This window comes from Streptomyces fildesensis (assembly GCF_016107395.1).
Classification (GTDB): Bacteria; Actinomycetota; Actinomycetes; order Streptomycetales; family Streptomycetaceae; genus Actinacidiphila; species Actinacidiphila fildesensis.
Map to the genome: position 1 here is coordinate 19,203 of NZ_JAAIKO010000014.1, position 26,363 is coordinate 45,565.

General features: G+C 73.3%; 22 protein-coding genes. 13 read left to right on the forward strand and 9 right to left on the reverse strand.

Going from position 1 to position 26,363, the window contains the following annotated elements; translation table 11 throughout:
* The first annotated feature begins 62 nt into the window (after nt 1-62).
* Complete coding sequence (locus C6N31_RS20270) at nt 63-1,733, forward strand: PucR family transcriptional regulator (protein WP_164295216.1); 1,671 nt, start codon at nt 63-65, stop codon at nt 1,731-1,733.
* Nucleotides 1,734-1,873: 140 nt separating this feature from the next.
* Nucleotides 1,874-2,611 (forward strand): hypothetical protein, encoded by a 738-nt coding sequence (locus tag C6N31_RS20275; protein WP_138358058.1) that lies wholly within the window; start codon nt 1,874-1,876, stop codon nt 2,609-2,611.
* Nucleotides 2,612-2,681: 70 nt separating this feature from the next.
* Here C6N31_RS20275 and C6N31_RS20280 read toward each other — a convergent pair whose 3' ends face one another.
* On the reverse strand, nt 2,682-3,455 hold the full coding sequence (locus tag C6N31_RS20280) for a GntR family transcriptional regulator (RefSeq protein ID WP_138358056.1): 774 nt from the start codon (nt 3,453-3,455) through the stop codon (nt 2,682-2,684).
* Between the two features lie 118 nt (nt 3,456-3,573).
* Between C6N31_RS20280 and C6N31_RS20285 the strand changes: the two genes are divergently transcribed.
* Complete coding sequence (locus C6N31_RS20285; protein ID WP_138358054.1) at nt 3,574-4,398, forward strand: (2Fe-2S)-binding protein; 825 nt, start codon at nt 3,574-3,576, stop codon at nt 4,396-4,398.
* Between the two features lie 133 nt (nt 4,399-4,531).
* Nucleotides 4,532-5,623, forward strand: a complete 1,092-nt coding sequence (locus C6N31_RS20290) for a DUF2637 domain-containing protein (RefSeq protein ID WP_164295219.1) — start codon at nt 4,532-4,534, stop codon at nt 5,621-5,623.
* A gap of 23 nt (nt 5,624-5,646) precedes the next feature.
* Here the strand turns inward: C6N31_RS20290 and C6N31_RS20295 are convergent, their stop codons facing one another.
* Nucleotides 5,647-6,129 carry an ATP-binding protein gene (locus C6N31_RS20295; protein WP_381586120.1) on the reverse strand — a complete coding sequence of 161 codons (483 nt, stop codon included), beginning with the start codon at nt 6,127-6,129 and terminating at the stop codon, nt 5,647-5,649.
* Between the two features lie 183 nt (nt 6,130-6,312).
* On the opposite strand from C6N31_RS20295, the gene C6N31_RS20300 reads away from it, so the two are divergent.
* Nucleotides 6,313-9,420: an alpha-mannosidase gene (locus tag C6N31_RS20300; RefSeq protein WP_138358048.1), complete on the forward strand. Its 3,108-nt coding sequence runs from the start codon at nt 6,313-6,315 to the stop codon at nt 9,418-9,420.
* A gap of 36 nt (nt 9,421-9,456) precedes the next feature.
* On the opposite strand, the gene C6N31_RS20305 is transcribed toward C6N31_RS20300, so the two are convergent.
* Together C6N31_RS20305 and C6N31_RS20310 are read right to left on the reverse strand one after the other, a co-directional pair.
* A complete protein-coding gene (locus tag C6N31_RS20305) occupies nt 9,457-11,199 on the reverse strand; it encodes a pyruvate dehydrogenase (protein ID WP_198357942.1) in 1,743 nt (580 codons plus the stop codon).
* An 87-nt stretch (nt 11,200-11,286) separates the two neighbouring features.
* Complete coding sequence (locus C6N31_RS20310; protein ID WP_198357943.1) at nt 11,287-12,801, reverse strand: protein phosphatase 2C domain-containing protein; 1,515 nt, start codon at nt 12,799-12,801, stop codon at nt 11,287-11,289.
* A gap of 241 nt (nt 12,802-13,042) precedes the next feature.
* On the opposite strand from C6N31_RS20310, the gene C6N31_RS20315 reads away from it, so the two are divergent.
* The 3 genes from C6N31_RS20315 (at nt 13,043) to C6N31_RS20325 (ending at nt 15,066) form a co-directional block, all read left to right on the forward strand.
* Nucleotides 13,043-14,026 (forward strand): helix-turn-helix transcriptional regulator, encoded by a 984-nt coding sequence (locus tag C6N31_RS20315; RefSeq protein WP_138358042.1) that lies wholly within the window; start codon nt 13,043-13,045, stop codon nt 14,024-14,026.
* A gap of 54 nt (nt 14,027-14,080) precedes the next feature.
* On the forward strand, nt 14,081-14,563 hold the full coding sequence (locus C6N31_RS20320) for a DUF456 domain-containing protein (protein WP_198357944.1): 483 nt from the start codon (nt 14,081-14,083) through the stop codon (nt 14,561-14,563).
* Between the two features lie 89 nt (nt 14,564-14,652).
* A complete protein-coding gene (locus tag C6N31_RS20325) occupies nt 14,653-15,066 on the forward strand; it encodes a PPOX class F420-dependent oxidoreductase (protein ID WP_138358038.1) in 414 nt (137 codons plus the stop codon).
* On the opposite strand, the gene C6N31_RS20330 is transcribed toward C6N31_RS20325, so the two are convergent.
* Both C6N31_RS20330 and C6N31_RS20335 read right to left on the reverse strand, forming a co-directional pair.
* Nucleotides 15,049-15,582: a methylated-DNA--[protein]-cysteine S-methyltransferase gene (locus C6N31_RS20330; protein ID WP_232485435.1), complete on the reverse strand. Its 534-nt coding sequence runs from the start codon at nt 15,580-15,582 to the stop codon at nt 15,049-15,051. The genes C6N31_RS20325 and C6N31_RS20330 overlap by 18 nt on opposite strands.
* Complete coding sequence (locus C6N31_RS20335; RefSeq protein ID WP_198357945.1) at nt 15,579-16,982, reverse strand: bifunctional transcriptional activator/DNA repair enzyme AdaA; 1,404 nt, start codon at nt 16,980-16,982, stop codon at nt 15,579-15,581. The genes C6N31_RS20330 and C6N31_RS20335 overlap by 4 nt, the downstream gene beginning before the upstream one ends.
* Nucleotides 16,983-17,139: 157 nt before the next feature.
* Between C6N31_RS20335 and C6N31_RS20340 the strand changes: the two genes are divergently transcribed.
* Together C6N31_RS20340 and C6N31_RS45200 are read left to right on the forward strand one after the other, a co-directional pair.
* Nucleotides 17,140-18,186 (forward strand): LacI family DNA-binding transcriptional regulator, encoded by a 1,047-nt coding sequence (locus C6N31_RS20340; protein WP_138354343.1) that lies wholly within the window; start codon nt 17,140-17,142, stop codon nt 18,184-18,186.
* Between the two features lie 170 nt (nt 18,187-18,356).
* Complete coding sequence (locus C6N31_RS45200; protein WP_269276532.1) at nt 18,357-18,485, forward strand: hypothetical protein; 129 nt, start codon at nt 18,357-18,359, stop codon at nt 18,483-18,485.
* An 87-nt stretch (nt 18,486-18,572) separates the two neighbouring features.
* Here C6N31_RS45200 and rsgA read toward each other — a convergent pair whose 3' ends face one another.
* Entirely contained in the window at nt 18,573-19,679 is a 1,107-nt protein-coding gene (gene rsgA / locus C6N31_RS20345) for a ribosome small subunit-dependent GTPase A (protein WP_232485436.1), read from the reverse strand.
* A 292-nt stretch (nt 19,680-19,971) separates the two neighbouring features.
* On the opposite strand from rsgA, the gene C6N31_RS20350 reads away from it, so the two are divergent.
* On the forward strand, nt 19,972-20,388 hold the full coding sequence (locus tag C6N31_RS20350) for a VOC family protein (RefSeq protein WP_381586108.1): 417 nt from the start codon (nt 19,972-19,974) through the stop codon (nt 20,386-20,388).
* On the opposite strand, the gene C6N31_RS20355 is transcribed toward C6N31_RS20350, so the two are convergent.
* Entirely contained in the window at nt 20,307-21,101 is a 795-nt protein-coding gene (locus C6N31_RS20355; protein WP_138354341.1) for a helix-turn-helix domain-containing protein, read from the reverse strand. The two genes, C6N31_RS20350 and C6N31_RS20355, sit on opposite strands and share 82 nt — an antisense overlap.
* 4 nt (nt 21,102-21,105) lie before the next feature.
* On the reverse strand, nt 21,106-22,260 hold the full coding sequence (locus C6N31_RS20360; protein ID WP_138354340.1) for a YihY/virulence factor BrkB family protein: 1,155 nt from the start codon (nt 22,258-22,260) through the stop codon (nt 21,106-21,108).
* A gap of 122 nt (nt 22,261-22,382) precedes the next feature.
* Here C6N31_RS20360 and C6N31_RS20365 point away from each other — a divergent pair, with 122 nt between their 5' ends.
* Entirely contained in the window at nt 22,383-24,020 is a 1,638-nt protein-coding gene (locus C6N31_RS20365; protein ID WP_138354339.1) for an acyl-CoA dehydrogenase family protein, read from the forward strand.
* A 539-nt stretch (nt 24,021-24,559) separates the two neighbouring features.
* On the forward strand, nt 24,560-25,849 hold the full coding sequence (locus tag C6N31_RS20370) for a GAF domain-containing protein (RefSeq protein ID WP_381586102.1): 1,290 nt from the start codon (nt 24,560-24,562) through the stop codon (nt 25,847-25,849).
* Nucleotides 25,850-26,363: the final 514 nt, after the last annotated feature.

Below are 26,363 nucleotides of genomic sequence, written 5' to 3' on the forward strand. Positions count from 1 at the left end.
CGAACCAGGCGCCACCCTGGTAGGGCTTTGACCAGGCAAGCGTTCGAGACAAGGCGACAACGATGCGGCTGCGCGCACTGCTGGACACCGAGGTTCTGGGCCTGCGCCTGCTCGGTGGTGAGGACGAGCTGGACCGCACGGTCCGTGGCGTGATGACCACGGATCTTCGCGATCCGAGCCGTTATCTCACGGGCGGTGAGCTGGTGCTCACAGGACTCGCCTGGCGGCACGAAGCGGAGGACTCCGAGCGATTCGTACGAATCCTCGCCTCGGCCGGTGTAGCGGGACTCGCGGCGGGCGAGGCCGAGCTGGGCTCCATCCCCGACGATCTGGTGGCGGCCTGCTTCCGCCACCGGCTGCCGCTGTTCGCCGTGGACGAGAACGTCGCCTTCGCCTCGATCACCGAGCACGTCGTCCGGCAGGTCTCCACGGAGCGGGCCGGCGATCTGGCCGCGGTCGTGGACCGGCACCGGCGGCTGATGTCGTCGGGCCCCGCGGGCGGCGGCCCCGACGCCGTGCTGGATCTGCTCGGCACCGACCTGGACCTGCGCGCCTGGGTGTTGTCCGCCACCGGACGGCAGATCGCCGGTTCGGAGCATCCGCTGCCCACCGCGGTGCGTGCCGAGCTCGCCGGCGCCCATCTGGCCGCCATGCGCACCGCCCGGCCCTCCCCGCACCGCACGTCGATCGCGTCCGGCGGCACCACCAACACGTACTCGCTCTTCCCGATCCGCACCGGCGGCACCACCCCCGTGGCCGATGTCCGGGCCACCCTGCTCTCCGACTGGTTCCTCGCCGTCGACGCCGACGCCGGGGACTGGCCCGCGGAGCGGCTCGACCTGCTGCAGGGCGTCACCCAGCTGATCGCCGTCGAGCGGGACCGCCACGACGCCGCGCGCACCGTGCGCCGCCGGCTCGCCCACGAGGTGCTGGAACTGGTCCAGGCCGGCTCGCCGCCGGCCGAGATCGCCGCCCGGCTGCGGGTCGCCGCCCCCGTCCTGGTCCCCGGGCTCAGCGCCGCGCCGCACTGGCAGGTCGTCGTCGCCCGGGTCGACTGGGCGGGCGGCGAGGTGCCCGCGGGGCCGGCCGCCCAGATGCTGCTGGAGGAGGCGCTGGTCGACCCGGCCGCCATCGGCCCCGACCCCACCGACCGCATCGCGGTGGCGCACGCGGGCGACGAGGCGATGGCCCTCGTACCGCTGCCGCCCGCCGACCCGTCCGACGGCGGCTTCACCGACGACTGGCGCGCCGACGGCCTGCTCGACACCCTGCGGGGCCCGCTCAGCAGGGGTCTGGCCGACGACGGACGGCTCACCATCGGCGTCAGCGCCACCGTGCACTCCGCCGAGGGACTGCGCGGTGCCCTGGAGGAGGCCCGGCACGCCCGCCGGGTCGCCGCCGCCCGCCCCGGGCGGGTCTGCGTGGCGGGGCACGAGGAGCTCGCCTCGCACGTCCTGCTGCTGCCCTTCGTGCCGGACGACGTCCGCCGCGCCTTCACCGCACGGCTGCTCGACCCGCTGCGCGCCTACGACCGGCGGCACCGCGCCGAGCTCATCCCGACCCTGGAGGCGTTCCTGGAGTGCGACGGCTCCTGGACCCGCTGCGCGACCCGGCTGCATCTGCACGTGAACACTCTGCGGTACCGTATCGGCCGGATCGAGCAACTGACCGGGCGTGATCTCGCGCGTCTGGAAGACAAGTTGGACTTCTTCCTCGCGCTCCGCATGAGCTGACGCCGTCCCGGCGGACCCTCGATCACTCGGATCAGGAGCAATTGATCACCGCCCTCTTGGCGCGGGCCCCTGCGGCATGCTGGACTTCGACCACTTGGCTCGACGATGCGCTTGGGGGGTAGGTTGTGGCGGATACCGCCATGCCGGAATCTGTGGTGGGCACGCCCGATGTGTGGCGCCTCAGGGCCCGCGGCTGCTGGGCGGAGGCGGCGGCGATACTCGCCCCGTACTGCGCCGACAGCCCGGATACGGCGCTGCGCCGGGCCGCCCTGCTCGTCGAGGGCTGCATGTTCACCCTCGACGGCTGGTCCGAGGCGGAGGACGCGCTGCGCTCCGCCGAGGCGCTGGCCGGGAGTGACGAGGAGCGGGGCGCCGCCGCGTGCGAGCGCGGCCATCTCGCCTACGCCGCCACGCTCTTCTCCGTCCGTGACCGCGCCGACGAGGCCCGGGCCGCGTTCGGCCGCAGCGCGGCGCTGCTGAGCCAGGTGTCGCCGGGAAGGCCGCTGCTCGACTTCCGCCGTGGTCTGTTCGCCGAGAACGTCGCCCAGAACCCCACCGCCGCCCGCGCCGCCTACCGGCGCGCCCACGCGGGCGCCGTCGCCCACGGCGACGCGCTGCTGACCTCGTTCACCTGGCGCCATCTGGCCGGACTCGCCGCCGCCGACGGCGATCTCGCCGAGGCGCACCGGGGCTTCACCGAGTCGCTCCGCATCCGCGTGGACATCGGCTATCTCGTGGGCACGGCCCCGGCCATGCTCGCCCTCGCCGAGGTGGAGCCGGAACCCGCAGCGACGGCGCTGCGGGCCGAGGCCGCCCGCCTGCACGCCCTGCTGGGCGGAATCCCGGTCTGGCTCCCCCACCCGGCGGAAAGCGCCTGATCCGGGGACCGGCTGGTCCGGAGTCCGGCTGATCCGCAGTCCGGCTGATCCGGCGGGACCGGCCGGCCCGTTAACCCCAGGCGGAGCCGGAGAAGTGTTCGCGGACGAGCGATTCGACCGTGACCACGTCTCCGGCCACCAGCGCTTCCAGCAGCACGGCATGTTCCGTCGCGTCGGCGAGCAGTTCCGCCGGGCGCGACGGAGTGCGGGACGGTCCGGACACCGGCCACTGGGAGCGCCGGTGCAGCTCGTCCGCGACGGCGACCAGTTGGTGGTTGCCGGAGAGTTCGAGCATCGCGCGGTGGAAGAGCCGGTCGGAGTCCGCGTAGGCGGCCCGGTCGCCGCGTGCGGCCGCGGCGACGGTGGCGGCGGCGAGCGGGCGCAGCGCCTCCCACCGTTCGGGGGCGATGGTGCGGGCGAGGCCGAGGACGACGGGCACCTCGATGAGGGCCCGGACCTCCGCCAGTTCCGCGAGGTCGTGCGCACTGCGTTCGGCGACCCGGAATCCCCGGTTGGGCATGGCCTCGACGGCGCCCTCCCGGGCGAGCAGCTGCATCGCCTCGCGGACCGGTGTGGCCGACACGCCGTAGCGCTCGGCGAGCGAGGGCGCCGAGTAGACGGCGCCGGGCCGCAGTTCACCGCTGACCAGGGCGCTGCGCAGCGCGTTCAGCACCTGGTCGCGCACCGAGTACCGCTCGGGCAGCCGCCGCTCGGCGGGGACGGTGTCATCGGCCGGCCCGGCGCATGCCGCGGCATGCGGGTGAGTTCCGCGGACCTGCCCGGGACGGCGGGGCGGCGGGACGGACGGGGTTCCCGCAGGGCGCGCGGCGGCGGTGTCGTTCACCGGGTCCTTCCCTCTTGGACGGCACCACTCGTGTGGCGTAGTGCCGTTAGGTTAAACCCCCACCCCATCGGATAAGGTAAGCCTTACCTCCCTTGGAACCCTTTCTGGACGGTCCGCCATGCTCGCCATGCCTGTCACCGCGCCCGCCTACGCACGCCTGACCGGGGCGTATCCCTCGCTGCGCGTGACCGAGGAAGCGCCCCGCAGCGGGGACGGCTGGGTGCGCGCCGACGAGCTGGCGGCGGGCGGAGCGGCCCTGGACGCCTTCCTGGTCTGGGACGAGCAGCAGGTGCTGCGCGACCACGGGAAGCGCGCCCGCCCCGATGTGATCGCCGGCTTCGGCCTGCACCGCTACGCCTGGCCGGCCTGTCTGCTCTTCACCGTCCCCTGGTTCCTGCACCGCAGGGTCCCGTGGCTGCCGGTGTCAGATGTGTCGTTCCACCGCACCCAGGGCCGGCTGACCGTCCGCACCCACGACTTCAGCTGCCTGCCGGACGACCCGGCCGCCGTTCTCCCCGGAGCCCGCGTCGTGCACTCCGAGGAGGCGCTGCGTTTGGAACTGCGCTCCGCGCTCGCCGAGCACCTCGGGCCGCTGCTGGACGGCTTCCAGCCCCGGCTGCGGCGCGGCCGGCGCGCCCTGTGGGGCATGGCGACCGACGAGGTCACCGAGGGACTGTGGCGGGTCGGGCAGCTGCTCGGCGAGGGCGAGCGGGCGATGTCCGAGCTGACGGCCCTGCTGCCGGGCACCAGCGCCCCGTACACCGGCGGCGCGGGCTTCCGCGAACTGCGCGCACCCCGGCCGCTGCCGGACCGCGTGCCGTCCGGCACCCGGGACCGGGTCACCTGCTGCCTGTTCTACACGGTGCGCCCCACGGAGACCTGCGGCACCTGCCCGCGTACGTGTGACGCCGATCGGATCGAACGTCTGGCCGTCGCAAGCTGACCTGTTCGACCTTTCCATCCATAGGCGTGTTATTCCGGCGAAACCTCTTCACGTCCGTGCGCCGTTCGCCAAGATGGCGCCCGTAAGCCGTCCCGCGGCCCGAGCGCGACGGAAGCGACGCTAGGAATCGCACATGAGACTTACCGACATATCGCTGGACTGGACGCTCTCGGGGGCCGTGGGCCTGGCGGTCCTCGCGGCCTCGGCGGTCGCGCTCCGCAACCGCCGTGCGCGCGGCGGCGACGAGAACGTACCCGGCAGCGATTCATGGGAGCGCAGCGAGGAACGCCGGCGCCGCAAGGAAGCGGTCTACGGAAGCGCGTCGTACGTCCTGCTCTTCTGCTGTGCGGCGGTCGCCGCGGCGCTCTCCTTCCACGGACTGGTCGGCTTCGGCCGGCAGAACCTGAACCTCGACGGCGGCTGGGAGTACCTGGTCCCGTTCGGCCTCGACGGCGCGGCGATGTTCTGCTCGGTGCTCGCGGTGCGCGAGGCCAGCCACGGCGACGCGGCGCTCGGCTCCCGGATGCTGGTGTGGATGTTCGCGGGCGCCGCGGCCTGGTTCAACTGGGTGCACGCGCCACGCGGTATCGAGCACGCCGGCGCTCCGCAGTTCTTCGCCGGGATGTCCCTGTCGGCGGCGGTGCTGTTCGACCGGGCGCTCAAGCAGACCCGCCGGGCCGCGCTGCGCGAACAGGGCCTGGTGCCGCGTCCGCTGCCGCAGATCAGGATGGTCCGCTGGATGCGCGCCCCGCTGGAGACCTACGGCGCCTGGTCGCTGATGCTGCTGGAGAACGTGCGCTCGCTCGACGAGGCGGTGGAGGAGGTCCGCGAGGACCGCAAGCAGAAGGCAGTGAACGACGTCCGCCGCCGCGACCACGACCGGCTGGAGCGGGCCCGGGTCAGGGCGCTCAACCGCCAGCACCGCGGCTGGAGCCGGGACCGGGGCGACCGTCGCCCGGAACTGCCCGGCGGAGGCGCGGGCGGCGGAGGTCAGGGCGGCACCACGGAGCCCGTCATAACCGCCGGGACGGCCGAACTGCCGGTGCGCCCGCGTCCCCCCTTCCAGCCGGAGCGCTCGGAGCGGTCCGAACTGCCGGCGGCGTCACCGGTGCCGGCGGAAGCGCCGCTCACCGTCGACCTCACGGCCGAGGACGACACGCTGACGATCCCCCGGCTGGATTCACTGGAGCGCAAACTCCAGGACCTGGAACGGCAGTTCGGCTGATCCTCGGGCGACACATCGTCATGTCAGGCGGTGTCGACGGCCAGCTCGAACCAGACGATCTTCCCGGTGCCCAGTGAGCGCACACCCCAGGAATCGGCGAGCGCCTGCACGAGCAGCAGCCCGCGGCCCGACGTGGCGTTCTCGCCCGGTGTGTGCAGCCGGGGGCGCCTGGCCGCGTGGTCGTGCACCTCGACGCGCAGCCGGTGCACCGGCCCGCCGGAGAGCGTCGCGGTGAGCACCGCTCCCTCGTCCGTGTGCTGGAGCGCGTTGGTGACCAGTTCGCTGGCCAGCAGTTCGGCGATGTCGACCAGTCCCGGCACACCCCAGTGCCGCAGCTGCTCGCGCAGCAGCCTGCGCGCCTCGGCTATCGCCGAGAGATCCGCGTGGCGCAGGGCGTGCCGCAGTTCCCGCACCTCGACGGTGCCTCGTGGTCCGTGGCCGCATTCTTCCTTCGGCTGACGCTCCATCGCTCCGCTCCGGCCGCCGCCCTCATCCCCGTCGAACATCCTGTCGGGATGCATGCCCACCGCAGGGCCATCCAGTCATGGGCCCGGGTTCCGCCGGGGGCACGGCAGTGCTGCCCACCACCGGCCGGACGGACCCTTGTTGCGGACGCGGGGGGAACGGGTAACCCCTCGCATGAGCCGATTCCGCCGGGGGGTGACCCCCGAACCCCCTCAGGAGCCGCGATGCACGACGACCGGCAGTTGGTCGAAGGACGTCTGGACCGGGCGGTCACCCAGTTCATCAGGCCCGCCCAGTACGCCGCCCGGGTGCCGCTGACCCTGTCCGTGTGGCAGGTGGCGGGTGAACCGGTCCCGGTGGAACAGGCGCTGCAGGGGGTCTTCGAACCCTTCGCGCCCGGCACCGAATGGGGCACTCCGTGGTCGACCAGCTGGTTCCGGCTGGAGGGCGCCGTGCCGCAGAACTGGGTCGGGCAGCGCGTCGAGGTGGTCATCGACCCCGGGTTCACCGGCGAGGGACCGGGGTTCCAGGCCGAGGGACTGGTCCACGACGCGGCGGGGGTGCCGGTGAAGGGCATCCATCCGATGAACCGCCATGTCCCGGTGACCGCTTCGGCGCTGGGCGGCGAGCCGGTGCACCTGCTGCTGGAGGCGGCCGCCAACCCGGCCGTGCTGCACGGCTTCGCCCCCACCCTGCTCGGCGACGTGCTGACCGCCGGGGACCGGCCGCTGTACCGTTTCGCCTCCGCCGACCTGGCGGTCCTCGACGAGCAGGTCTGGCATCTGCTGCTGGACATCGAGGTGCTCTCCGAGCTGATGGGCGAGCTGGCCCCGCACGAACCGCGCCGGCACGAGATCCTGCGGGCGCTGGAGAACATGCTGGACGCCCTGGACCTGCACGATGTGCGCGGCACCGCGCCCGCCGCCCGTGCCGAACTGGTCGAGGCGCTGTCCCGGCCCGCGCACGCCAGCGCCCACCGGATCTCCGCCGCCGGGCACGCCCATATCGACTCGGCCTGGCTGTGGCCACTGCGCGAGACCGTCCGCAAGGCGTCCCGGACGTTCGCCAACGTCACCGCGCTCGCCCAGGAGTACCCCGAGCTGGTCTTCGCCTGCTCGCAGGCCCAGCAGTACGCCTGGGTCAAGGAGCACCAGCCGCACATCTGGCAGCGCATCCAGCGGGCCGTGCGCGACGGGTCCTGGGCGCCCGTCGGGTCGATGTGGGTCGAGCCGGACGCCAACATGCCCGGCGGCGAGGCGCTGGCCCGCCAGCTCGTGCACGGCAAGCGGTTCTTCCTCGACGAGCTGGGAGTGGAGACCGAGGAGGTCTGGCTGCCGGACTCGTTCGGCTACACCGCCGCCTTCCCGCAGCTGGCGGAGCTGGCCGGGGTCCGCTGGTTCCTCACCCAGAAGCTGTCGTGGAACCAGTCCAACAAGATGCCGCACCACACGTTCTGGTGGGAAGGCATCGACGGAACGCGGGTGTTCACCCACTTCCCACCCGTCGACACCTACAACTCGCACTTCGCAGGCCACGAACTCGCCCGCGCGGTACGGAACTTCGCCGAGAAGGGCCGCGCCACCCGTTCCCTGGTGCCGTTCGGCTGGGGTGACGGCGGCGGCGGCCCGACCCGGGAGATGATGGAGAAGGCCCGCAGGCTGCGGTCGCTGGAGGGCTCACCGCGGGTCGACATCGAGAAACCGGCCGCCTTCTTCGCGGCGGCGGAACGCGAGTACGCCCGCGAGGCGCCGGTCTGGTCCGGCGAGATGTACCTGGAGCTGCACCGGGCCACGTACACCACCCAGGCGAAGACCAAGCAGGGCAACCGGCGCAGTGAACACCTGCTGCGGGAGGCCGAGCTCTGGGCCACCACCGCGGCGCTGCGCGACCCGTCGTACGGCTATCCGTACGACGATCTGGACCGGATCTGGAAGACGGTGCTGCTGCACCAGTTCCACGACATCCTGCCGGGCAGCTCGATCGCCTGGGTGCACCGCGAGGCCCGCGACACCTACGAGCGGGTGCGCGAGGAGCTGACGGGGATCACCACCGCCGCCGTCCGGTCGCTGGGCGGTGGCGCCCCCGCCGTCCTCAACGCCGCACCGTACGGCCGGGACGAGGTGGTCGAGGCCGACGCCGCCGGGCTGCCGGACGGCATCGGCGCCCAGCGGCTGGCGGACGGCCGGGCGGCGGTCGCCGTCCGGGTGCCCGCGCTCGGCTCCGCGCCGCTGGCCGGTACCGACCCCGGGCACACCCCGGTCACGGTCACCGTCAGCGGTGGCACGCACGTCCTCGACAACGGCCTGCTGCGGGTCGTCGTCGACGCGGACGGGCTGCTGGCCTCCGTCGTCGATCTGCGGGCCGGCGGACGCGAGGTGCTGGCGCCCGGCACCCGCGGCAACCTGCTGCAGCTGCATCCCGACCACCCCAACAAGTGGGACGCCTGGGACATCGACCGGCACTACCGCCGGCGGCGCACCGATCTGACGGCCGCCGAGTCGGTCGCGGCGACCGCCACCGGCCCGCTGCTCGCGGTGGTGCGCACCGTACGGGCCTTCGGATCGTCCCGGGTACGCCAGGACCTCCGGCTGCGCGCCGGCAGCTCGCGGCTGGACTTCGTCACCGAGGTGGACTGGCACGAGTCCGAGAAGGTGCTCAAGGCGGCCTTCCCGGTCGATGTGCACGCCGACCGCAGCGCGTCCGAGATCCAGTTCGGCCATGTCTTCCGCCCGACGCACACCAACACCAGCTGGGACGCGGCGCGTTTCGAGATCTGCGCGCACCGCTGGCTGCGGGTCGCCGAGCCCGGCTACGGCGTCGCGGTGCTCAACGACTCGACGTACGGCCATGACGTGACCCGCACCGTGCACGCGGGACGTACCGGAACCACCGTCCGGCTGACCCTGCTGCGCGCTCCGCACAGCCCCGACCCGGAGACCGACCAGGGCACGCACCGCTTCACCTACGCGCTGCTGCCGGGCGCCGGGACCGGCGACGCGGTGGCCGAGGGGCTGGCGCTGAATCTGCCGCTGCGGATCGCCGGGGCGCCGGCGGTGCCGTCACTGGTGTCCGCCGATCACCCGTCGATCACCGTCGAGGCGGTGAAACTCGCCGACGACCGCTCGGGCGATGTGGTGGTGCGGCTCTACGAGTCGCGCGGCGGCCGGGTGGCCGGCACCCTCTCGACGGCGTTCCCGGTCGCCGACGCGACGGTGACGGATCTGCTGGAGCGTCCACTGCGGGCCGCGGAGCGGGCCGGGGACGGCGGCGTCGCGCTGGAGCTGCGCCCGTTCCAGATCCTGACGCTGCGGCTCCGGCCCGCGCGTTCCTGAGCAACCACCGCCAGGGGCCGGGGTCAAGGGCCGGGGTCAGGGCCGCGGCACGTTGCGCAGGTTGGAGCGCGCCATCTGCAGCATCCTGCCGACCCCGCCGTCGAGCACCGTCCTGCTCATCGACAGCGCGAAGCCGCCGATCTGCTCACCCGTGATCTTCGGCGGGATGGACAGCGCGTTCGGGTCGGTGACCACGTCCACCAGTGCCGGCCCCTTGTGCCGGAACGCGCCGCGCAGCGCGTCCCGCAGCTCCTTCGGCTTCTCCACCCGGACCCCGTAGGCCCCGCACGCCCGCGCGACCGCCGCGAAGTCCGGGTTGTGGTTGGCCGTTCCGGACGCCGGCAGACCCGCCACCAGCATCTCCAGCTCGACCATGCCGAGCGAGGAGTTGTTGAACAGCACGATCTTCACCGGCAGTTCGTGCTGCACCAGGGTCAGGAAGTCACCCATCAGCATCGAGAAACCGCCGTCGCCGGACATCGCGACGACCTGGCGGCTGCGGTCCAGGAACTGGGCGCCGATCGCCTGCGGCATCGCGTTGGCCATCGAGCCGTGGGTGAACGAGCCGATCACCCGGCGCTTGCCGTTCGGGGTGAGGTAGCGGGCGGCCCAGACGTTGCACATGCCGGTGTCGACGGTGAAGACCGCGTCGTCCGCGGCCTCCTCGTCCAGGACCGAGGCCACGTACTCGGGGTGGATCGGGACGTGCTTCCCGACCTTGCGGGTGTACGCCTTGACGACGCCTTCCAGGGCGTCGCTGTGCTTCTTCAGCATCCGGTCGAGGAACTTGCGCTGCGTCTTGGCCCGCACTTTGGGCGTCAGACAGCTCAGCGTCTCGCGCACATCGCCCCACACCGCCAGATCCAGCTTGGAACGGCGGCCGAGGTGCTCCGGGCGGACGTCCACCTGCACGATCTTCACGTCGTCGGGCAGGAAGGCGTTGTACGGGAAGTCCGTGCCGAGCAGGATCAGCAGGTCGCACTCGTGCATCGCCTCGTACGCGGCTCCGTAGCCGAGCAGTCCGCTCATGCCCACGTCGTACGGGTTGTCGAACTGGATCCACTCCTTTCCGCGCAGGGCATGGCCGACCGGCGCCTTCACCCGCTCGGCGAAAGCCATCACCTCGTCGTGCGCGCCGGCCGTGCCGCTGCCGCAGAACAGCGTCACCTTGTCCGCGGCGTCCACCATCCGGGCGAGCGCGTCGAGCTCGGCGTCACCGGGCCGGACCGAGGGCCGGCGGGTGACGAGGGCGTGCTCGATGCTGCGCTGCGGGGCCGGCTGCGCCGCGATGTCGCCGGGGAGGCTGATGACGGAGACGCCACCGCGGCCGATCGCGTGCTGGATCGCGGTCTGCAGCACCCGGGGCATCTGCTGCGGGTTGGAGATCAGCTCGCTGTAGTGGCTGCATTCCTTGAACATCTGGTCCGGGTGGGTCTCCTGGAAGTAACCGGTGCCGATCTCGCTGCTGGGGATCTGCGCGGCCAGCGCCAGCACCGGGGCCATCGAGCGGTGCGCGTCGAACAGGCCGTTGAGCAGATGGGCGTTGCCGGGGCCGCAGGAACCGGCGCAGGCCGTCAGCTTCCCGGAGATCTGGGCCTCCGCGCCCGCGGCGAAGGCCGCCACCTCCTCGTGGCGCACATGCACCCATTCGATGGCCGCGTTGCGCCGGATCGCGTCGACGACGGGGTTGAGGCTGTCGCCGACGACGCCGTACATCCGCTCCACCCCGGCTCGCACCAGGACGTCGACGAACTGCTCGGCCACGGTCTGCTTCGCCATCGGGCGCACCAATCGCTCGTCGCGGGGACTTCGCTCCATCTCCCCACGACGAGGACGGGTCCGCCACTCAGGCGCGCGCGGTCGCGTTCAGGCGTCCCAGACGCCGACGGCGGTGCGGTCGTCGGCGTAGCCCTTGACGCGGGTCTGCGCCTCGGCCAGGAACGCGGTGAGGCCCGGCGGGCGGCCGCTGCCCCACTGGTGGGCCAGCCGGGCGGCGAGGGCCGGCTCGCCGCGCAGCGGTTCGGCGAGGCCACCACTGCACAGCAGCAGCGCGTCGCCGGGATGCGCGACCGAGGCCCGGAAGCGGAAGCGCTCGCCGGGCTCCGCGTCCTTGCCGACCGGGTCCAGGTCCTGCCAGCTGCCGTCGCGGATCCGGAACAGCCCGCCGTCCCCGACGCCGAAGAACAGCCGGATGCGGCAGGACGGGTCCACCGGCAGCAGCAGGCAGCGCAGCGAGGCCGTGTACTGGCCCTCCTCCAACCCGAGGTCCTCGCCCCGGGCGCGCAGCCGCCCGTAGCAGCGGTCGGTGAGCCGGTGCAGCCCGGACTTGAGCGAGCCGCGGCGGGCGGCGCGGATGTCCTCGGACAGCCGCAGCTGGCTCCGGCCGACCGCGCCGGCGATCCACCGGCAGGCGTCCTGCGCGGCCCGGGGCGCGTCATCGGCGGCCCGCGCGCCACTGGCGACCGCCAGCAGCAGGAGGCCGTCGTCGCCGGTGCCGAAGCGCGCCGTCAGCAGCGCGTCCCGCCGGGGCTGGCCCCGGTACCGCGCGGAATCCCCGCGTACGGAGGCGGTCCGCAGCGTCAGGACGCCGTACTGCGCCCCGTCCAGCACCGTGTCGGGTACGAGGCTGTCGAGCTCGTCCGGGTGCGCCACCGGCCAGGCGGTCGGCTCCGCCGCGTACGTCGGAGGGCCGTCGCCCACGAACGGGGGCGCCGCCTCGGCGGCCGGCTCCGCCGCCGCCCATCCGGGCGGCAGGTCCGGCGCCGGGCCGGGATCAGGATCGCTCCACGTCACCGGGCCTTCGCCGAAGGCGGTCGGCGCCGGTGCCTCGTAGGGCGGCTGGTACGCCTGCCGCGGTTCCTCGTAGGGCTGCTGATACGCCTGCTGCGGTGTCTCCCGCGGCCCCCACGCCTCGCCCGCGGTGGGGATCACCCCGCCGCGCGGCGGCCGGTCCGCCGGAGCCGGCTGCGGAGCCGCCTGCTGGGACGGGACGGTGGGCGATGGCGGTGCGGGCGCCGCGGGCGGTGTCTGCGGCGGTGCGGCCTGGGCGGCCGTCCGGCCGGTCCGGCGGAGCCGGAGGGTGTCCGGCGGTCCGGGGTCGTCGTGCTCGGGCGCATCCTGGTCGTACGGGCTCCGGTCGTACGGGCCCTGTGCGTACGGATCCCGGGCGGGCGGCACCCGGTCGGCGGGCGGTTCGTCCCGAACAGGTGGATCGTCCCGGACCGCCGGTTCGTCCGGGGCGCCCACGGCGGACAGGGCCGAGGCGTAGTGGTCGTCGACCGTTTCGGCCGACTCCTGTGGATCGCCCGGTTCCGGGCTCCCGTACAACTGGCGCCACCACTCGTCCTCTTGACGAGGGTGCGTCTCCCCCTGCTGGCTCATGCCCTTATTGTCCACCGCGAAAGGCCTTCGGAAACGGTGGACGGCATACCTGACGCGGGTCCGTCGGCCGGCCCTCCCCCCACGGTGGGGTCGGCCGACGGCGCTCGAGCGAAACGACCCAAGTCGTGCCAAGTCATGCCCGCATCGCCGCCACACTGGCAGAACAGGGGGGTGAGCAGGGAAGATGTCCGCGGCGGGAAACCGCCGTGGCTCATTCCCGCCACCTTGGGGAGGGGGCGCCGTGCTCGGTGCCATAGGACTCGACGACGTCCAGGAGTCCGCTTACCGCGCGTTGATCGGTCTCGGTGCGGCCGAGATATCCGACCTCGCGCAGCGCCTCGGCACGTCCGAGGAGGATGCGGCTCGCACACTGCGACGGCTGGAGGGACACGGACTGGTGGCCCAGTCCTCGGCCCGGCCGGGCCGCTGGGTCGCCGCGCCACCGGGCGTCGCGCTCGCCGCGCTGCTCACCCAGCAGCGGTATGAACTCGAACAGGCGGAACTCGCGGCGGCCGTGCTCGCCTCGGAGTTCCGGGCCGAGGCCACCGAACCCGCCGTCCACGACCTGCTGGAAGTGGTGACCGGCGCGAACGCCGTCGCCCAGCGCTTCCTGCAACTGCAGCTCGGCGCGGAGAAGGAGGTCTGCGCCCTGGTCACCGGCACCCCCGTCGCCGTGACCGGCATGGACAACAGCGCCGAGGAGCAGGCCGCCGAGCGCGGTGTCGCCTACCGCGTGGTGATCGAACGCGAGATCCTCACCAGCGCGAACGGCATCACCGAGCTCTCCGCCGCGATGAACCGCAGCGAGCAGGTACGGGTGATCGACAGGGTCCCGACGAAGCTGGTGGTGGCGGACGCGTCGCTCGCCATGGTGCCGCTGACCCGCCGCACCGGACAGCCCGCCGCGCTGGTCGTGCACGCCAGCGGTCTGCTCGAATCCCTGATGGGGCTCTTCGAGGGGGTGTGGCGCACCTCGATGCCGCTGCGGCTGAACGGCCTCGGCGTCGACGAGGTGCCGCTGGACGCGCCCGACTTCGTCGATCTGCAGATCCTCTCGCTGCTCCTCGCCGGGCTCACCGACGCCAGCGTCGCCAAGCAGCTCGATCTCGGGCTGCGCACCGTGCAGCGCCGGGTGAAGCACCTCATGGAGATCGCCGGGGTCACCACCCGGCTCCAGCTCGGCTGGCACGCCTACGAACGCGGCTGGGTCGCCCGGCACGGGTGACCACCCGGCCGATATCCGGGGGCGGGCGCGGCGACTATCCGGCAGGGTGAGCTCATGGGGACACCACAGCTGTGCCTGATCGGCCTCGTGATGCTGCTCGGGCTGCTCGGCGTACTGGTCCCCGGTGTGCCCGGATCGCTGCTGTGCTGGGGCGCCGTCCTGTGGTGGGCGACCAATCTGCACACCACGCTGACCTGGGGGGTCCTCGCCGCCGCCACCGGTCTGCTGGCGCTCAACCAGGTGGTCCAGTGGCTGCTGCCGGCCCGCCGCATCCGCGATTCCCAACTCACCTGGCGCAATGTCTTCGCCGCCGGTTCCACCGCCATCGTCGGGTTCTTCGTCCTCCCGGTGATCGGCGCGCCCATCGGCTTCGTGGCGTACATCTACGCCGTGGAACGCGTCCGGCTCGGGTCGCACGGCGGCGCCTGGACCGCCACCCGCACCGCCATGCGCGCCATCGGCCGCTCCGTCCTCGCCGAGCTCTTCGCCTGCCTCCTGGTGGCGGGCGCGTGGCTCGGCGCCGTCGTCTTCGGCTGACAGCCGGGACCGGCGCCCGGTGCCCTGGGCCCAGCGGCCTAGGTCCAAGAGCCGATGCCCCGGCGTCACCCCGGTGTGAGGCTGGCCGTATGACGATTTTCAGTGCGGGCGAGCGGGCGTATCTGGACGGGCAGAAGCTGGGCCGGCTGGCGACGGTGGACGGGAAGGGGCAGCCGCAGGCGAACGCGGTGGGGTTCGTGGTGCGGGACGACGGCTCGATCGACATCGGCGGGTATGCGATGGGGACGACGAAGAAGTGGCGGAACATCGCGGGGAATCCGCTGGTGTCGCTGATCGTCGACGACATCGTCAGCCGGCATCCGTGGGCGGTGCGCGGCATCGAGATCCGGGGGGACGCGGAGCAGCTGACCGGGGCGCACGATCTGGGGGCCTACCTCAGCCCGGAGGTGATCCGGATCCGGCCGCGCCGGGTGATCACCTGGGGCATCGAGGGCGAGGAGCCCGGGATGCACGGGCGGACGGTGTCAGAGGACGCCCTCTAGCGTGAGCAGGGTCCGCTTGCGCTCCAGTCCGCCGGAGTAGCCGGTGAGGCTGCCGTCCGCGCCGATCACCCGGTGGCAGGGGCGGACGACGAGCAGCGGGTTGGCGCCGACCGCGCCGCCGATGGCACGTACCGCGCCGGGCGATCCGGCGGCTTCGGCGAGCCCGCGATAGCTGACGGTCGCGCCGTACGGAACGGTGTCGAGGGCGTTCCACACCCGGAGCCGGAAGTCGGAGCCGGCGGGGGCGAGCGGGAGCTCGAACGTCCGGCGCTCGCCCGCGAAGTACTCCTTGAGCTGGCGCTCGGCCGCGGCGAACGCGGTGGGCTCACGGCGCCAGCCGGGCAGGGCGGTGGCGCCGCCCCGCTGGCCGGGGACCGAGAGCGAGGTGAGGGCGGTGCCGTCACCGGTGAGGAGCAGCTCCCCGAGGGGGCTGTCGACGGTGGTGTAGAGGGTCACCGGGCCGGCCGCGGGGGTCGCGGAGCTCACGGGCGTTGCGGGGCTTACGGGGCTGGTCATGCGGTTGTCATCTCCAGTCGGGGTCGGGCGCGGTGGCCCGCGGCCCAGAGGTGGTGCAGGGCGTAGCTCCGCCACGGGCGCCACGCGTCGCTGAGCGGTGGTTCGTTGGGCAGTGCGACGTCGGGGTCGCCGAGGGCGCGGAGCCGGATGTATCCGGCCGTCCGGGCGTCGACGCCCGGCAGGGCCAGCAGCGCGCGGCCCGCCTCGTCGCGGTCGGTGCCCGGGTCGAGGCGCAGGGTGCCGGCGGCGAGCGCGCCGGTCAGCGGGCGCAGGGCGGGGTCGTCGATGCGGGCGGGTTCCGGGAAGAGGTGGGTGAGGCCACCGTCGGGGGCGGGGAGCGGATCGCCGCAGGCCGTGACGAGCGCGCCTGCGGCGGCCGGGTCGGCGAGTACGGCGCGCACGGCGAGCTCGTCGGGGTCGGCGGCGCCCGGTGAACGCAGCCCCGGCCGGGCGGCGATCAGCGGCCCGAGCAGCGGGTCACCGCTCAGCGAGTCCGCGACGGCGTACGGGTCGGCGTCCAGGTCGAACAGCCGGCGTACCCGCTGGACGGCGGTGGTCAGGTCCCGCAGGTCGGCGAGGCGGAGCCGGCAGTCGAGCCAGCCGGCCCGGCGGCGCTCGTCCACCTCGGCCACGCCGGGGCCGTGCGGCAGCCGCAGGGTCCGCCGGTAGGTGCGCCGGCCGGGCGGCCCGGTGATCTCCTCGATCCCCGGCACCAGCTCCGTGTGCAGGAAGTCGAAGACCCCCTGCGCGTCGTAAGGGCCCCGGTAGGCGAGCCGCAGGGGCACCCCGGAGGCCGAGCCGGGCTCCGCCGCCCGCCCGGTGGTGGCGGTGCCGGTGCCGGCCCGCGCGGCGGCGCGCAGTTCGCTCGGGGTGCGGGCGTAGATCTCGCGGATGGTGTCGTTGAACTGGCGGACGCTGGCGAAACCGGCCGCGAACGCCGTGTCGGTGACGGACAGGGTGGTGGTCTGGAGCAGGACCCGTGCGGCCAGGGCGCGCTGCGCGCGGGCCAGTGCCACCGGGCCCGCGCCGACCTCGGCGGTGAGCTGGCGGTGGACCTGGCGGGAGCTGTAGCCGAGCCGGTCGGCCAGGCCCGCCACGCCCTCTCGGTCGACCACGCCGTCGCCGATCAGCCGCATGGCGCGGCCCACGACGTCGGCGCGGACGTTCCACTCCGGCGAGCCGGGCACCGCGTCCGGGCGGCAGCGCCGGCAGGCGCGGAAGCCACCGCTCTGGGCGGCGGCGGCCGTGGGGTAGTAGCGCACGTTCCGCTGCTTGGGCGTCACCGCCGGGCAGCTGGGACGGCAGTAGATGCCGGTCGTCGCGACCGCGAAGAAGAAGACGCCGTCGAAACGGGCATCGCGGCCGCGTACCGCCGCATATCCGGTCTCTTCGTCAATCATGTTCCCCAGTCTGCGGCATCGGGCGGCCCTTCACTGGCGGAAATCGGACACGGAGATCAGCGGGGGATCAGCGATACGCGGCAACCTATGAGAGCGCTCTCCCGAGGCTGGACCAGGGAGATACCCTGTCCGCATCCAGCTCGCAGAGGAGCGTGCAGTGTCCGAGCAGACCTTCCCGTCCCGTCCCACCCTGGAGGCCGTCGCCGAACGGGCCGGGGTGTCACGGGCCACCGCGTCACGTGTGGTCAACGGTGGTGCGGGGGTGCGCGCGCCGCTGGCCGACCGGGTGCGGCAGGCGGTCGACGAGCTGGGCTACGTACCGAACCAGGCGGCCAGGACACTGGTCACCCGCCGCAACGACGCGGTGGCCGTCGTGGTCGCGGAACCCGAGACCCGGTTCTTCTCCGACCCGTTCTTCGCCCAGCAGGTGCGCGGCATCAGCAAGGAGCTGACCGCGCACGACAACCAGCTGGTGCTGCTCCTGGTCGAGGGCACCGCCGACTACGACCGGGTCGGCCGCTATCTCGCGGGCGGCCATGTCGACGGTGCGCTGATCTTCTCGCTGCACGCGCACGACCCGCTGCCCGAGCTCGCCCGCAAGGCGGGCATCCCCACCGTCTTCGGTGGGCGGCCCGGCTGGGCGGAGACCGACCGGGACCGCAACGCGCTCTACGTGGACTGTGACAACCGGGGCGGGGCGCGGACGGCCGTACGCCATCTGACGGGGCTCGGCCGCCGCCGGATCGCCCACATCAGCGGGCCGCTCGACCAGACCGCGTCCGTCGACCGGCTCGACGGTTTCCGCGACATCCTGCCGGACGCCGATCCGGCGCTGATCGCCGAGGGCGACTTCACCCCCGACGGCGGCGAGCGCGCGATGGCCGAGCTGCTGGACCGCTGCCCGGACCTGGACGGGGTCTTCGCCGCCTCCGACCTGATGGCCTCGGGGGCACTGCGGGTGCTGCGGGAGCGCGGGCGGAGCGTGCCGGGCGATGTCGCGCTGGTCGGCTTCGACGACATGGTCCAGGTCGCGCAGTTGACCGATCCCCCGCTGACGACGGTCCGTCAGGACATCGAGGAGATGGGCCGGCTGATGGCCCGGCTGCTGCTGCGCAGCCTCGACCCGCGGCGCGACGCCCCCGGTGCCCTGCCGCTGTCCTCCGTGGTCACCCCCACCCACCTGGTCAGACGGCGCTCGGCCTGACGCGGTGGGCGCGGGTGGTCCGGCCGTGGTTCCCGGGGGTGGGATCCGGCCGTCGAAGTACTGGTTCCTGTTGGGACGGTTGGGAACGGAAGGCAACGGGAAGGCCACGGAACGACAGCGATTGTGAAGGTGCGGTGATGGTACGCACCCCCGCCAACAGGAGGACGCTCATGGTCTACACGATCATCCTCGGCATTGTGATCGTGGCCCTCGGGATCGCGAGCGTCGTGGCCACGTTCTGGAGCGAGGGAAGCCCGATCGCGATCCGGCGCCGTCATCGTCACAACGGCGCCGGCTGAACCCGCGCTCACCGCAGCCTCGTTGAAGGACATGGCGGGTCCGTCACCGGACCCGCCACCGGACCCGTCTCAGGCCTGCGTGCGGTCTCAGGCCTGCCTGCGGTGGCCGCCGCCACCACCGCGCTTCGCCTCGTACATCGCCCGCCCCGCCGCCGACTTCATCTTCCAGTCACGGCGCATCTCGGCGCGCAGCCGCTGGTCGGTGCGGGAGGCGATCCAGGCGTTCTCGCGCAGCAGTTTGCGGTAGCTCTCCAGCCTGCGGTGCGGCAGCGTGCCGTCCTCCAGGGCGGCGAGCACCGCGCAGCCGGGCTCCGCGACATGCGAGCAGTCGTGGAAGCGGCAGTCGGCGGAGAGCGCCTCGATCTCCGAGAAGACCTGTGAGAGCCCGGACTCGGCGTCCCACAGCCCGACCCCCCGCAGCCCGGGGGTGTCGATGAGCACCCCGCCGGTCGGCAGCGGCAGCAGATCCCGCGTGGTGGTGGTGTGCCGCCCCTTGCCGTCGGCGTCACGGATGGCCTGGACCTCCTGGATCTCCTGGCCCAGCAGGGCGTTGGTCAGGGTGGACTTGCCCGCGCCGGACTGGCCGAGGAGCACGGAGGTGCTGCCGGCCAGCACCGCGGAGAGCACATCGATGCCCTCACCGGTGCTGGCGCTCACCACGAGCACCTGGACGCCGGGCGCCGTGCTCTCGGCGTCGGCGAGCAGATGCGTCGTGTCGGCCACGAGGTCCGCCTTGGTCAGGACGACGAGCGGCTGCGCGCCGCTCTCCCAGGCCAGGGACAGGAACCGTTCCAGCCGGCCCAGGTCGAGTTCGGCGGCCAGCGACACGGCGATCACGGCGTAGTCGATGTTGGCCGCCAGCACCTGTCCCTCGGAACGGCTGGACGAGGTCGAGCGGACGAAGGCCGTGCGCCGCGGCAGCAGCGCGCGCACCGCGGGACCGGTCGGCGCGTCCGGGTCGACGGCCACCCAGTCGCCGGTGCAGGCCAGCTTCATGGGATCGGAGGAGGAGTTGACGAAGGTGGTGTCCGCGCGCAGCGTGCCGTCAGGGGTGACGACGTCGCAGAGCCCGCGGTCGACCCGCACGATCCGGCCCGGCAACAGGCCCTGGGCGGCGTACGGGGTGAATTCGGTGTCGAGAATGGAGTCCCAGCCGAACGTGGTGAACGGGAGGGAAGCAGATCCGTTGGTCAACGGAATGCCCTTCGAAAGGGCGGCCCCGGAGCTGAGGGTCTGGGAGAGGTCAGCCGGCGACCGCGGAGATAAGGATGCTGTGCGACGGGATGAGGGCAGCGCCCTGCGCAATGACAGTCATCGAAAAACACCTCCGCGTATGTGTGCCGGCCGCGGTCTTCCACCGCTGCGGTCCTGAGGACCGTACGACAGGGCCCGAAGCGCTGTCCACCGATTTATCGCGACGTGGCGAAGCGGTTCGATGTCCGATTCGTTCAAGACCCCGGGCCCGCGGCGCACCTACCGTGGCGGCATGACTCCTCGATTCGCGTTCATCGGTCTGCTCGCCTCCGACATGGCCGCGTCGCTCGCCTTCTACCGCCGGCTCGGCCTGGACATCCCGGCGGAGGCCGACACCCAGCCGCACGTCGAAGCGGAGCTTCCCGGCGGTCCGCTCCTCGTCTGGGACACCGAGGAGGTCGTACGGTCCTTCACCCCGGACTGGCAGGCCCCGCCGCAGGGCAGCGGCCGGGCCGGGCTGGCCTTCACCTGCGACGGCCCGGCGGCGGTCGACAAGGTCTACGCCGACCTCACGGGCGCGGGCCACACCGCGCACCTCGCACCGTTCGACGCCCCGTGGGGCCAGCGTTACGCCACCGTCCTGGACGCCGACGGCAACCACGTCGACCTGCTGGCGGCGCTGCCGGCCGAGCCGGGCCCTGCTGCTTGACCGACTTGACCGACGAGCTCGCCGAGCGGTACTCCGGCCAGCGCTTTCACCTCGCGCGCGAGATGGGCCTGGTCGGCGTACCGCGCCGCCACCGCGACCTCGGCGAACGGGGTGCCGCGCCGGGCCAGTTCCAGCGCCCGTTGCAGCCGCAGGACCCGCGCGAGCGTCTTCGGGCCGTAGCCGAACGCCGCCAGGCTGCGCCGGTACAGCTGCCGTTCGCCCAGCCCGGCGGCTTCCGCCGCGGCGGCCACGCTCCCGCCGGAGGCCAGCCGGGACGCCGTCGCGGCCAGCAGCGGATCCGCGGCTCCGGGCCCGCGCCGGGCGCCGGTCCCGGGTACGGACCCGGTCACCGCGTCCTCGAGCGCGCTCCCCGGATCGGCCGCGTCCCCGATCCGCTCGGCGATCCGCCGCGCGGTGCCGCCGGGCCAGACCGCGGCCAGCGGCACCCGCAGATCACGCAGTTCGTACGCCGGAACGCCCAGCACCCCCGGCCCCTGCCCGGGCGCGAACCGCAGCCCGGCGAAGCGCGCGCCCGCGGGGGTCTGCGCCACATGGGCGCGGGTGTCGGGGCCGGTGACGATCAGTTCCCCGTCGCACCAGATCACGTCCATGCAGCCGTCGGGCAGCACCCGGTAGGGCCCGCCCTCCCCGGCCCCGACGGTCCGGGTCCAGAGCACCGCGCCCGCGACCCGGGACAGCCTCTCCTGGTACACAGCTCTATTCTGCGCCGCGCCGGTCGCGGCGGCGAAGGCGTGCGCGGACGTCCGACGGCGGCAGGAAGCGCGTCCAGCGTTCGGGGAACTCGGCGGGCGGGGGGTCGTCCGGGCCGAGATCCGCGTCGTCGTCGAAGTCGTCGTCGCGGCCGTCCTCCGCGGCACGCCGCCTGGCGGCGTCGGCGACCACCCGGACCGCGGCCGCCTCCAGGGCGCGGGCGTTCTCGGCACGGGCGGCGGCGGTGGCGAGCGACGGCCAGATACGGTCCACGGCCGCGTTGACGGCGGCGCCGACGAGCACCGCGAAGGCGGAGATGCCGATCCACAGGAGCACCGCGACGGGCGCGGCCAGCGAACCGTAGATCGTCGGGCCCTCGACGGTGTTCGTGAGGTAGATGCGCAGCAGGAAACTGCCGAGGACCCACATCATCAGCGCGATGAGCGCGCCCGGCACGTCCTCGTACCAGGGCGACCGCACGGGCACCGACACGTGGTAGAGCGTGGTGAGGAAGGCGATCGACACCAGCAGGACGACCGGCCAGTAGAGGATGTGGATGGTGCCCTGGCTGCGCGGCAGCACCGAGACGAACGCGTCAGGGCCGGCGACCATCAGCGGCAGCACCAACGCGCCGACGACGAGCGCGACGATGTACAGCAGCAGGGCGAGCAGCCGGGTCTTGACGATCCCGCGGTGCCCTTCCAGGCCGTACATGATCGTGATGGTGTCGACGAAGACGTTGACGGCGCGGGAGCCCGACCAGAGCGCGATCACGAAGCCGAGCGAGATGAGATCGGGCCGCCGCCCGTGGAAGACGCTGTCCACCAGTGGCCGGACCAGCTGGTTCACGCCCTTGTCCGACAGCACCGTCGCGGACGCGGTGAGGATGTTCTCGCGCAGGTGCGCGATCGTGTCGGTGCGGATGACGGTGTCCACGTAGCCGAGCGCGCCGACCAGGCCGAGCAGCAGCGGCGGGAGGGACAGCAGAACGAAGAACGCCGCCTCCGCGGCGAGCCCGGTGACCCGGTACTCGATGGAGGAGTTGACGGTGTCCTTCAGCAGCAGCCAGCCGACCTTGCGCTTCGACACATTCCGGTACAGAGCCCGGGCCCTGCCCCAGCGGCCGGGAGGCCGCCCTTTTCTTCCATCCGCTGCGTGCACCCGCCTACGGTATCCGCCCCGGGCGGGCCCGGTCCCACCCCCTGCCGGGCGCCAGGACCGGCCCGCCGGCGGCGGGTGCGGCGCCTTCCGTACGGCGCGCGCGGGCGCCTACGGTTGCTGCCATGAGCGCCCCCACGCACACCGTGACCAACCAGCCTCCGCCGCTGGTCGGATATGACGTCCACGCCTCCGACGCCGCGCTCGTCGAGGCCGTCGAACGCCATGCGGCCCCGGAGCGGCTGACGGAGATCCAGGACGAACTGGGTGAGCTGGGCCGGGCCGCGGGCTCGGCCCAGGCGCAGCGCTGGGGGGACGCGGCGAACAGCAGTCCGCCGGTGCTGCGCACCCATGACCGGTACGGCCACCGGATCGACGAGGTCGACTTCCATCCGTCCTGGCACCGGCTGCTGGGCCACGCGGTGTCGGCAGGGCTGACCGACGCCTGGTCCCGCCCCGACGGGCATCTGCGCCGCGCGGCCGGGTTCCTGGTGTGGTCGCAGGCCGAGGCCGGGCACGGCTGCCCGGTGTCGATGACGCACGCGGCGGTGCCGGCCCTGCGCGCCGATCCGGCGCTGGCCGCCGAATGGGAGCCGCGGCTCAGCTCCCGGATCTACGATCCGCTGCTCGCCCCGGCCGGTGCGAAACCCGGCGCGCTGTTCGGCATGGGGATGACGGAGAAGCAGGGCGGCTCCGACGTCCGGGCCAACACCACCCGCGCGGAACCACTCGCCGAGGACGGCACCTACGCGCTGACCGGCCACAAGTGGTTCTGCTCCGCGCCCATGTCGGACGGCTTCCTGGTGCTGGCCCAGGCCCCGGACGGGATCAGCTGCTTCCTCCTGCCGCGGGTGCTGCCCGACGGGACCCGGAACGTCTTCGCGATCCAGCGGCTGAAGGACAAGCTCGGCAACCGTTCCAACGCCTCGTCCGAGGTGGAATTCGACGGGACGTGGGCGCGCCGGGTCGGGGAGGAGGGCCGGGGGGTGGCGACCATCATCGAGATGGTCGCGGCGACCCGGCTGGACTGCGCTGTCGGTTCCGCGGCCATCATGCGGCAGGCGGTCGCCCAGGCGGTGCACCACGCCACCCACCGCGGCGCGTTCGGCGGTCCGCTGATCGACAAGCCGCTGATGCGCAACGTCCTGGCGGACCTGGCCCTGGAGTCGGAGGCCGCCACGACCACCGCGATGCGGCTCGCCGCCTCCTACGACACCGGCACGGAACAGGAGCGGCACTTCCGGCGGCTGGCGGTGGCCGTCACCAAGTACTGGGTGACGAAGCGCTGTCCGGCCGTCGCCGTGGAGGCGCTGGAGTGCCTGGGCGGCAACGGGTACGTGGAGGAGTCGGGGATGCCCAGACTGTTCCGCGAGTCCCCGCTGAACTCGGTCTGGGAGGGGTCGGGCAACGTCCAGGCGCTGGACGTGCTGCGGGTGCTGCGGCGCGACCCGATGGCCCTGAACGCGTTCCTCACCGAGATCGGCCTGGCCCGCGGCGCGGACCACCGGCTCGACGGTGCCATCAAGGGGCTGCTGACGGAACTCGCCGACCTGGACGGGGTGGAGGCCCGTGCCCGGCGCATCGTGGAACGGATGGCCCTGATCCTCCAGGGCTCCCTGCTCGTACGGTTCGCCCCGTCCGCCGTGGCCGACGCGTTCTGCGCCTCACGCCTCGGCGGCGACTGGGGAGCCACGTTCGGCACCCTTCCGCACACCCTCGACCTGGCCTCGATCGTGGACCGCGCCCGGCCGCTCACGGACTGAGCGGCGCTGTGTGCGGGGCGCTGGGCGACTGGGCTCTGGGGTGGCGCGGCGGCGGCTCTCACCCTCGGAGGGGGGCCTGGAAAGGTGAGCGGCCGCCACCGCGCCGGCAGAGGGTGGCGCCGCGCCGACTCGGCACCACCCCCGGTCCTGGTGCCCTCGATGCCCGAGGGCAGCCGTGCCGGAATCACGAGGTCGGCCGGGACGGCGAGCGACGCCGACAGCCCGTCCACACAGGCTACTTGGGAGCGTGAAGAAGGGGACCCGTCACGCAGGTATCCGGCGTCGGGAGCGCCACCGACGACCACCCGGGACGGTGTGGTCGACATGGCGGGATTCCCCCCTTGTGTGGCGCGTCGGACGGTGCAACGGATCTCCCAGGAGACCGGGTGCGGCATCGCCGCGTCACTGTCCGTCGGGCCCCCGCGCACCCGCAACAGTTGCAGCTCGTTGCAATGGATATGCCGGTTGCCGGGGCACCGCGGACGTAGCGGCGGCACCATGGGCAGCAGGACGTGAGAAGCAGTCAAACCGGGGGCAATGTGACAGACCCACCGATCGGTCTCGGCCGTCTCGGGGCCATGGGCGTCCGCGAGTCGGCGCGGTTGCTCGCCGGCGTGCACGAGGCCGCCCTGGCGGGTGACGCCCCGCCCGCGGCGCCCCGCACGGTGATCAGCGAGTCCTGGCTCCGGGTCAGGAACCACGGGGTGGATCCGGACATCGGCCGGCACGCCGGCCTGCTCTCCACGGAGGAGCTCGAACACCGCCGGCAGTCCTCGCCGCTGGGCGACGTCATGCCGCTGCTGCGCGAGGGACTGGTGACGGTCGCCGACGTCGCCTGGCACATCATGGTGGTCACGGACGGCGAGGGCCGGGTGCTGTGGCGGGACGGCAGCCTCGCGGTGCGCAGGAGTGCGGACCGGCTCGGTTTCGCCGAGGGCGCGTCCTGGGCCGAGGACGTGGTCGGCACCAACGCCATCGGCACCGCGCTGGTGACGCGCGCGCCCGTCCAGGTGCACTCCTCCGAGCACTTCGTACGCACCCACCACGCGTGGACCTGCGCCGCCGCGCCCCTGCACGATCCGCGGGACGGCCGGCTGCTCGGCGTCGTCGACATCAGCGGCCCCGCCGCCACCATCCACCCGGCCACCCTGTCCCTGGTGACCGCCGTGACCCGGGTCGCCGAGGGCGAACTCCGGCGGCGGCACTGGGCCTCCATCGAACGGCTGCGGGCGATCGCGGCACCGCTGCTGGCGCGGATGGCGGGGGCGGACGACCGGGCCGTTGCGGTCGACCGCAACGGCTGGACCGCCGCGGTCACCGGCATGGCGCCCCCCGACCGGGTGGCCCTGCCGGCCTCCGTACGGTCCGGCGAGATGTGGCTGCCGAGCCTGGGCAGGTGCACCCTGGAGCCACTGCCCGGCGGCTGGCTGATCCGGGTCGGCGCCGACCGTGACCCGGCGGCCCCCATGAGCCGGGTCGTCCTGGACGTCAGCCGGGCACGCGCCTGGACGGTGACGGTCTCGGGCGCGGCGGGCAGCTGGGCACAGCAGCTCAGCCCGCGCCATGCCGAGCTGCTCTTCGTGCTGGCGCTGCACCGGGGTGGGCGCAGCGCGGCAGAGCTGGCGCAGGACCTGTTCGGGGACGCGGGACGGACGGTGACGGTCCGCGCGGAGCTGTCGCGGCTGCGCCGCAACCTTGCGGGGGTGCTGGCGCATCGGCCCTATCGGTTCGCGGACGGGGTGGAGGTGGAGTTGGTGCGGCCGGAGCGGGGGGCCGATCTGCTGCCGCATTCGGTGGCGCCGGCGGTTCTGGCTGCGCGGCACGGCTGATCGGGTCGTTCGTGGGTCGGGGGCCGGGCCCTCCGGGGCGGGGCTTCGAAATCGACTCTTTACGGGCGTGGCCGCCCACAAATAGCTCGGCAGCATGTCGAAACCCCACCCCTGCGGACCCGTCCCCCTCACGTCACAGCCGGCCTGCGGGAGCGCGGGTCGCGGGGAACGCCCGGCTGAGCAGCGAGGCGGGCGCCGCCGCACCGACACACGCGCATCCGTCCTCCGCCCCTCACGTCCGCGGATGCCCACGCACGTGCATCCGTCCTCCGCCCCTCACGTCCGCGGATGCCCACGCACGCGCATCCCTCCCCCACCCCTCACCTCCGCGGGTGCCGACGCACGTGCATGCGTGACTGGTAAGGGCGGGTGGGTGGGGAAAGCCCGCCGCAGGCGCAACGGCGCGGCAGGGGCCGACGTACCCCCACCACCGCCGGAGGCGCGTGGCGCAACGGCGCTGCGGGCGCCGACGTACCCGCACCCCCGCCGGAGGCGCGTGGCGCAGCGGCGTCGC

Coding starts and splice junctions, on each gene's coding strand:
- C6N31_RS20270 (WP_164295216.1), top strand. CDS start 63: ATGCGGCTGCGCGCACTGCTGGACACCGAGGTTCTGGGCCTGCGCCTG.
- C6N31_RS20275 (WP_138358058.1), top strand. CDS start 1,874: ATGCCGGAATCTGTGGTGGGCACGCCCGATGTGTGGCGCCTCAGGGCC.
- C6N31_RS20285 (WP_138358054.1), top strand. CDS start 3,574: ATGCTCGCCATGCCTGTCACCGCGCCCGCCTACGCACGCCTGACCGGG.
- C6N31_RS20290 (WP_164295219.1), top strand. CDS start 4,532: ATGAGACTTACCGACATATCGCTGGACTGGACGCTCTCGGGGGCCGTG.
- C6N31_RS20295 (WP_381586120.1), bottom strand. CDS start 6,129: ATGTTCGACGGGGATGAGGGCGGCGGCCGGAGCGGAGCGATGGAGCGT.
- C6N31_RS20300 (WP_138358048.1), top strand. CDS start 6,313: ATGCACGACGACCGGCAGTTGGTCGAAGGACGTCTGGACCGGGCGGTC.
- C6N31_RS20305 (WP_198357942.1), bottom strand. CDS start 11,199: ATGGCGAAGCAGACCGTGGCCGAGCAGTTCGTCGACGTCCTGGTGCGA.
- C6N31_RS20310 (WP_198357943.1), bottom strand. CDS start 12,801: ATGAGCCAGCAGGGGGAGACGCACCCTCGTCAAGAGGACGAGTGGTGG.
- C6N31_RS20320 (WP_198357944.1), top strand. CDS start 14,081: ATGGGGACACCACAGCTGTGCCTGATCGGCCTCGTGATGCTGCTCGGG.
- C6N31_RS20325 (WP_138358038.1), top strand. CDS start 14,653: ATGACGATTTTCAGTGCGGGCGAGCGGGCGTATCTGGACGGGCAGAAG.
- C6N31_RS20330 (WP_232485435.1), bottom strand. CDS start 15,582: ATGACCAGCCCCGTAAGCCCCGCAACGCCCGTGAGCTCCGCGACCCCC.
- C6N31_RS20335 (WP_198357945.1), bottom strand. CDS start 16,982: ATGATTGACGAAGAGACCGGATATGCGGCGGTACGCGGCCGCGATGCC.
- C6N31_RS45200 (WP_269276532.1), top strand. CDS start 18,357: ATGGTCTACACGATCATCCTCGGCATTGTGATCGTGGCCCTCGGGATC.
- C6N31_RS20350 (WP_381586108.1), top strand. CDS start 19,972: ATGACTCCTCGATTCGCGTTCATCGGTCTGCTCGCCTCCGACATGGCC.
- C6N31_RS20365 (WP_138354339.1), top strand. CDS start 22,383: ATGAGCGCCCCCACGCACACCGTGACCAACCAGCCTCCGCCGCTGGTC.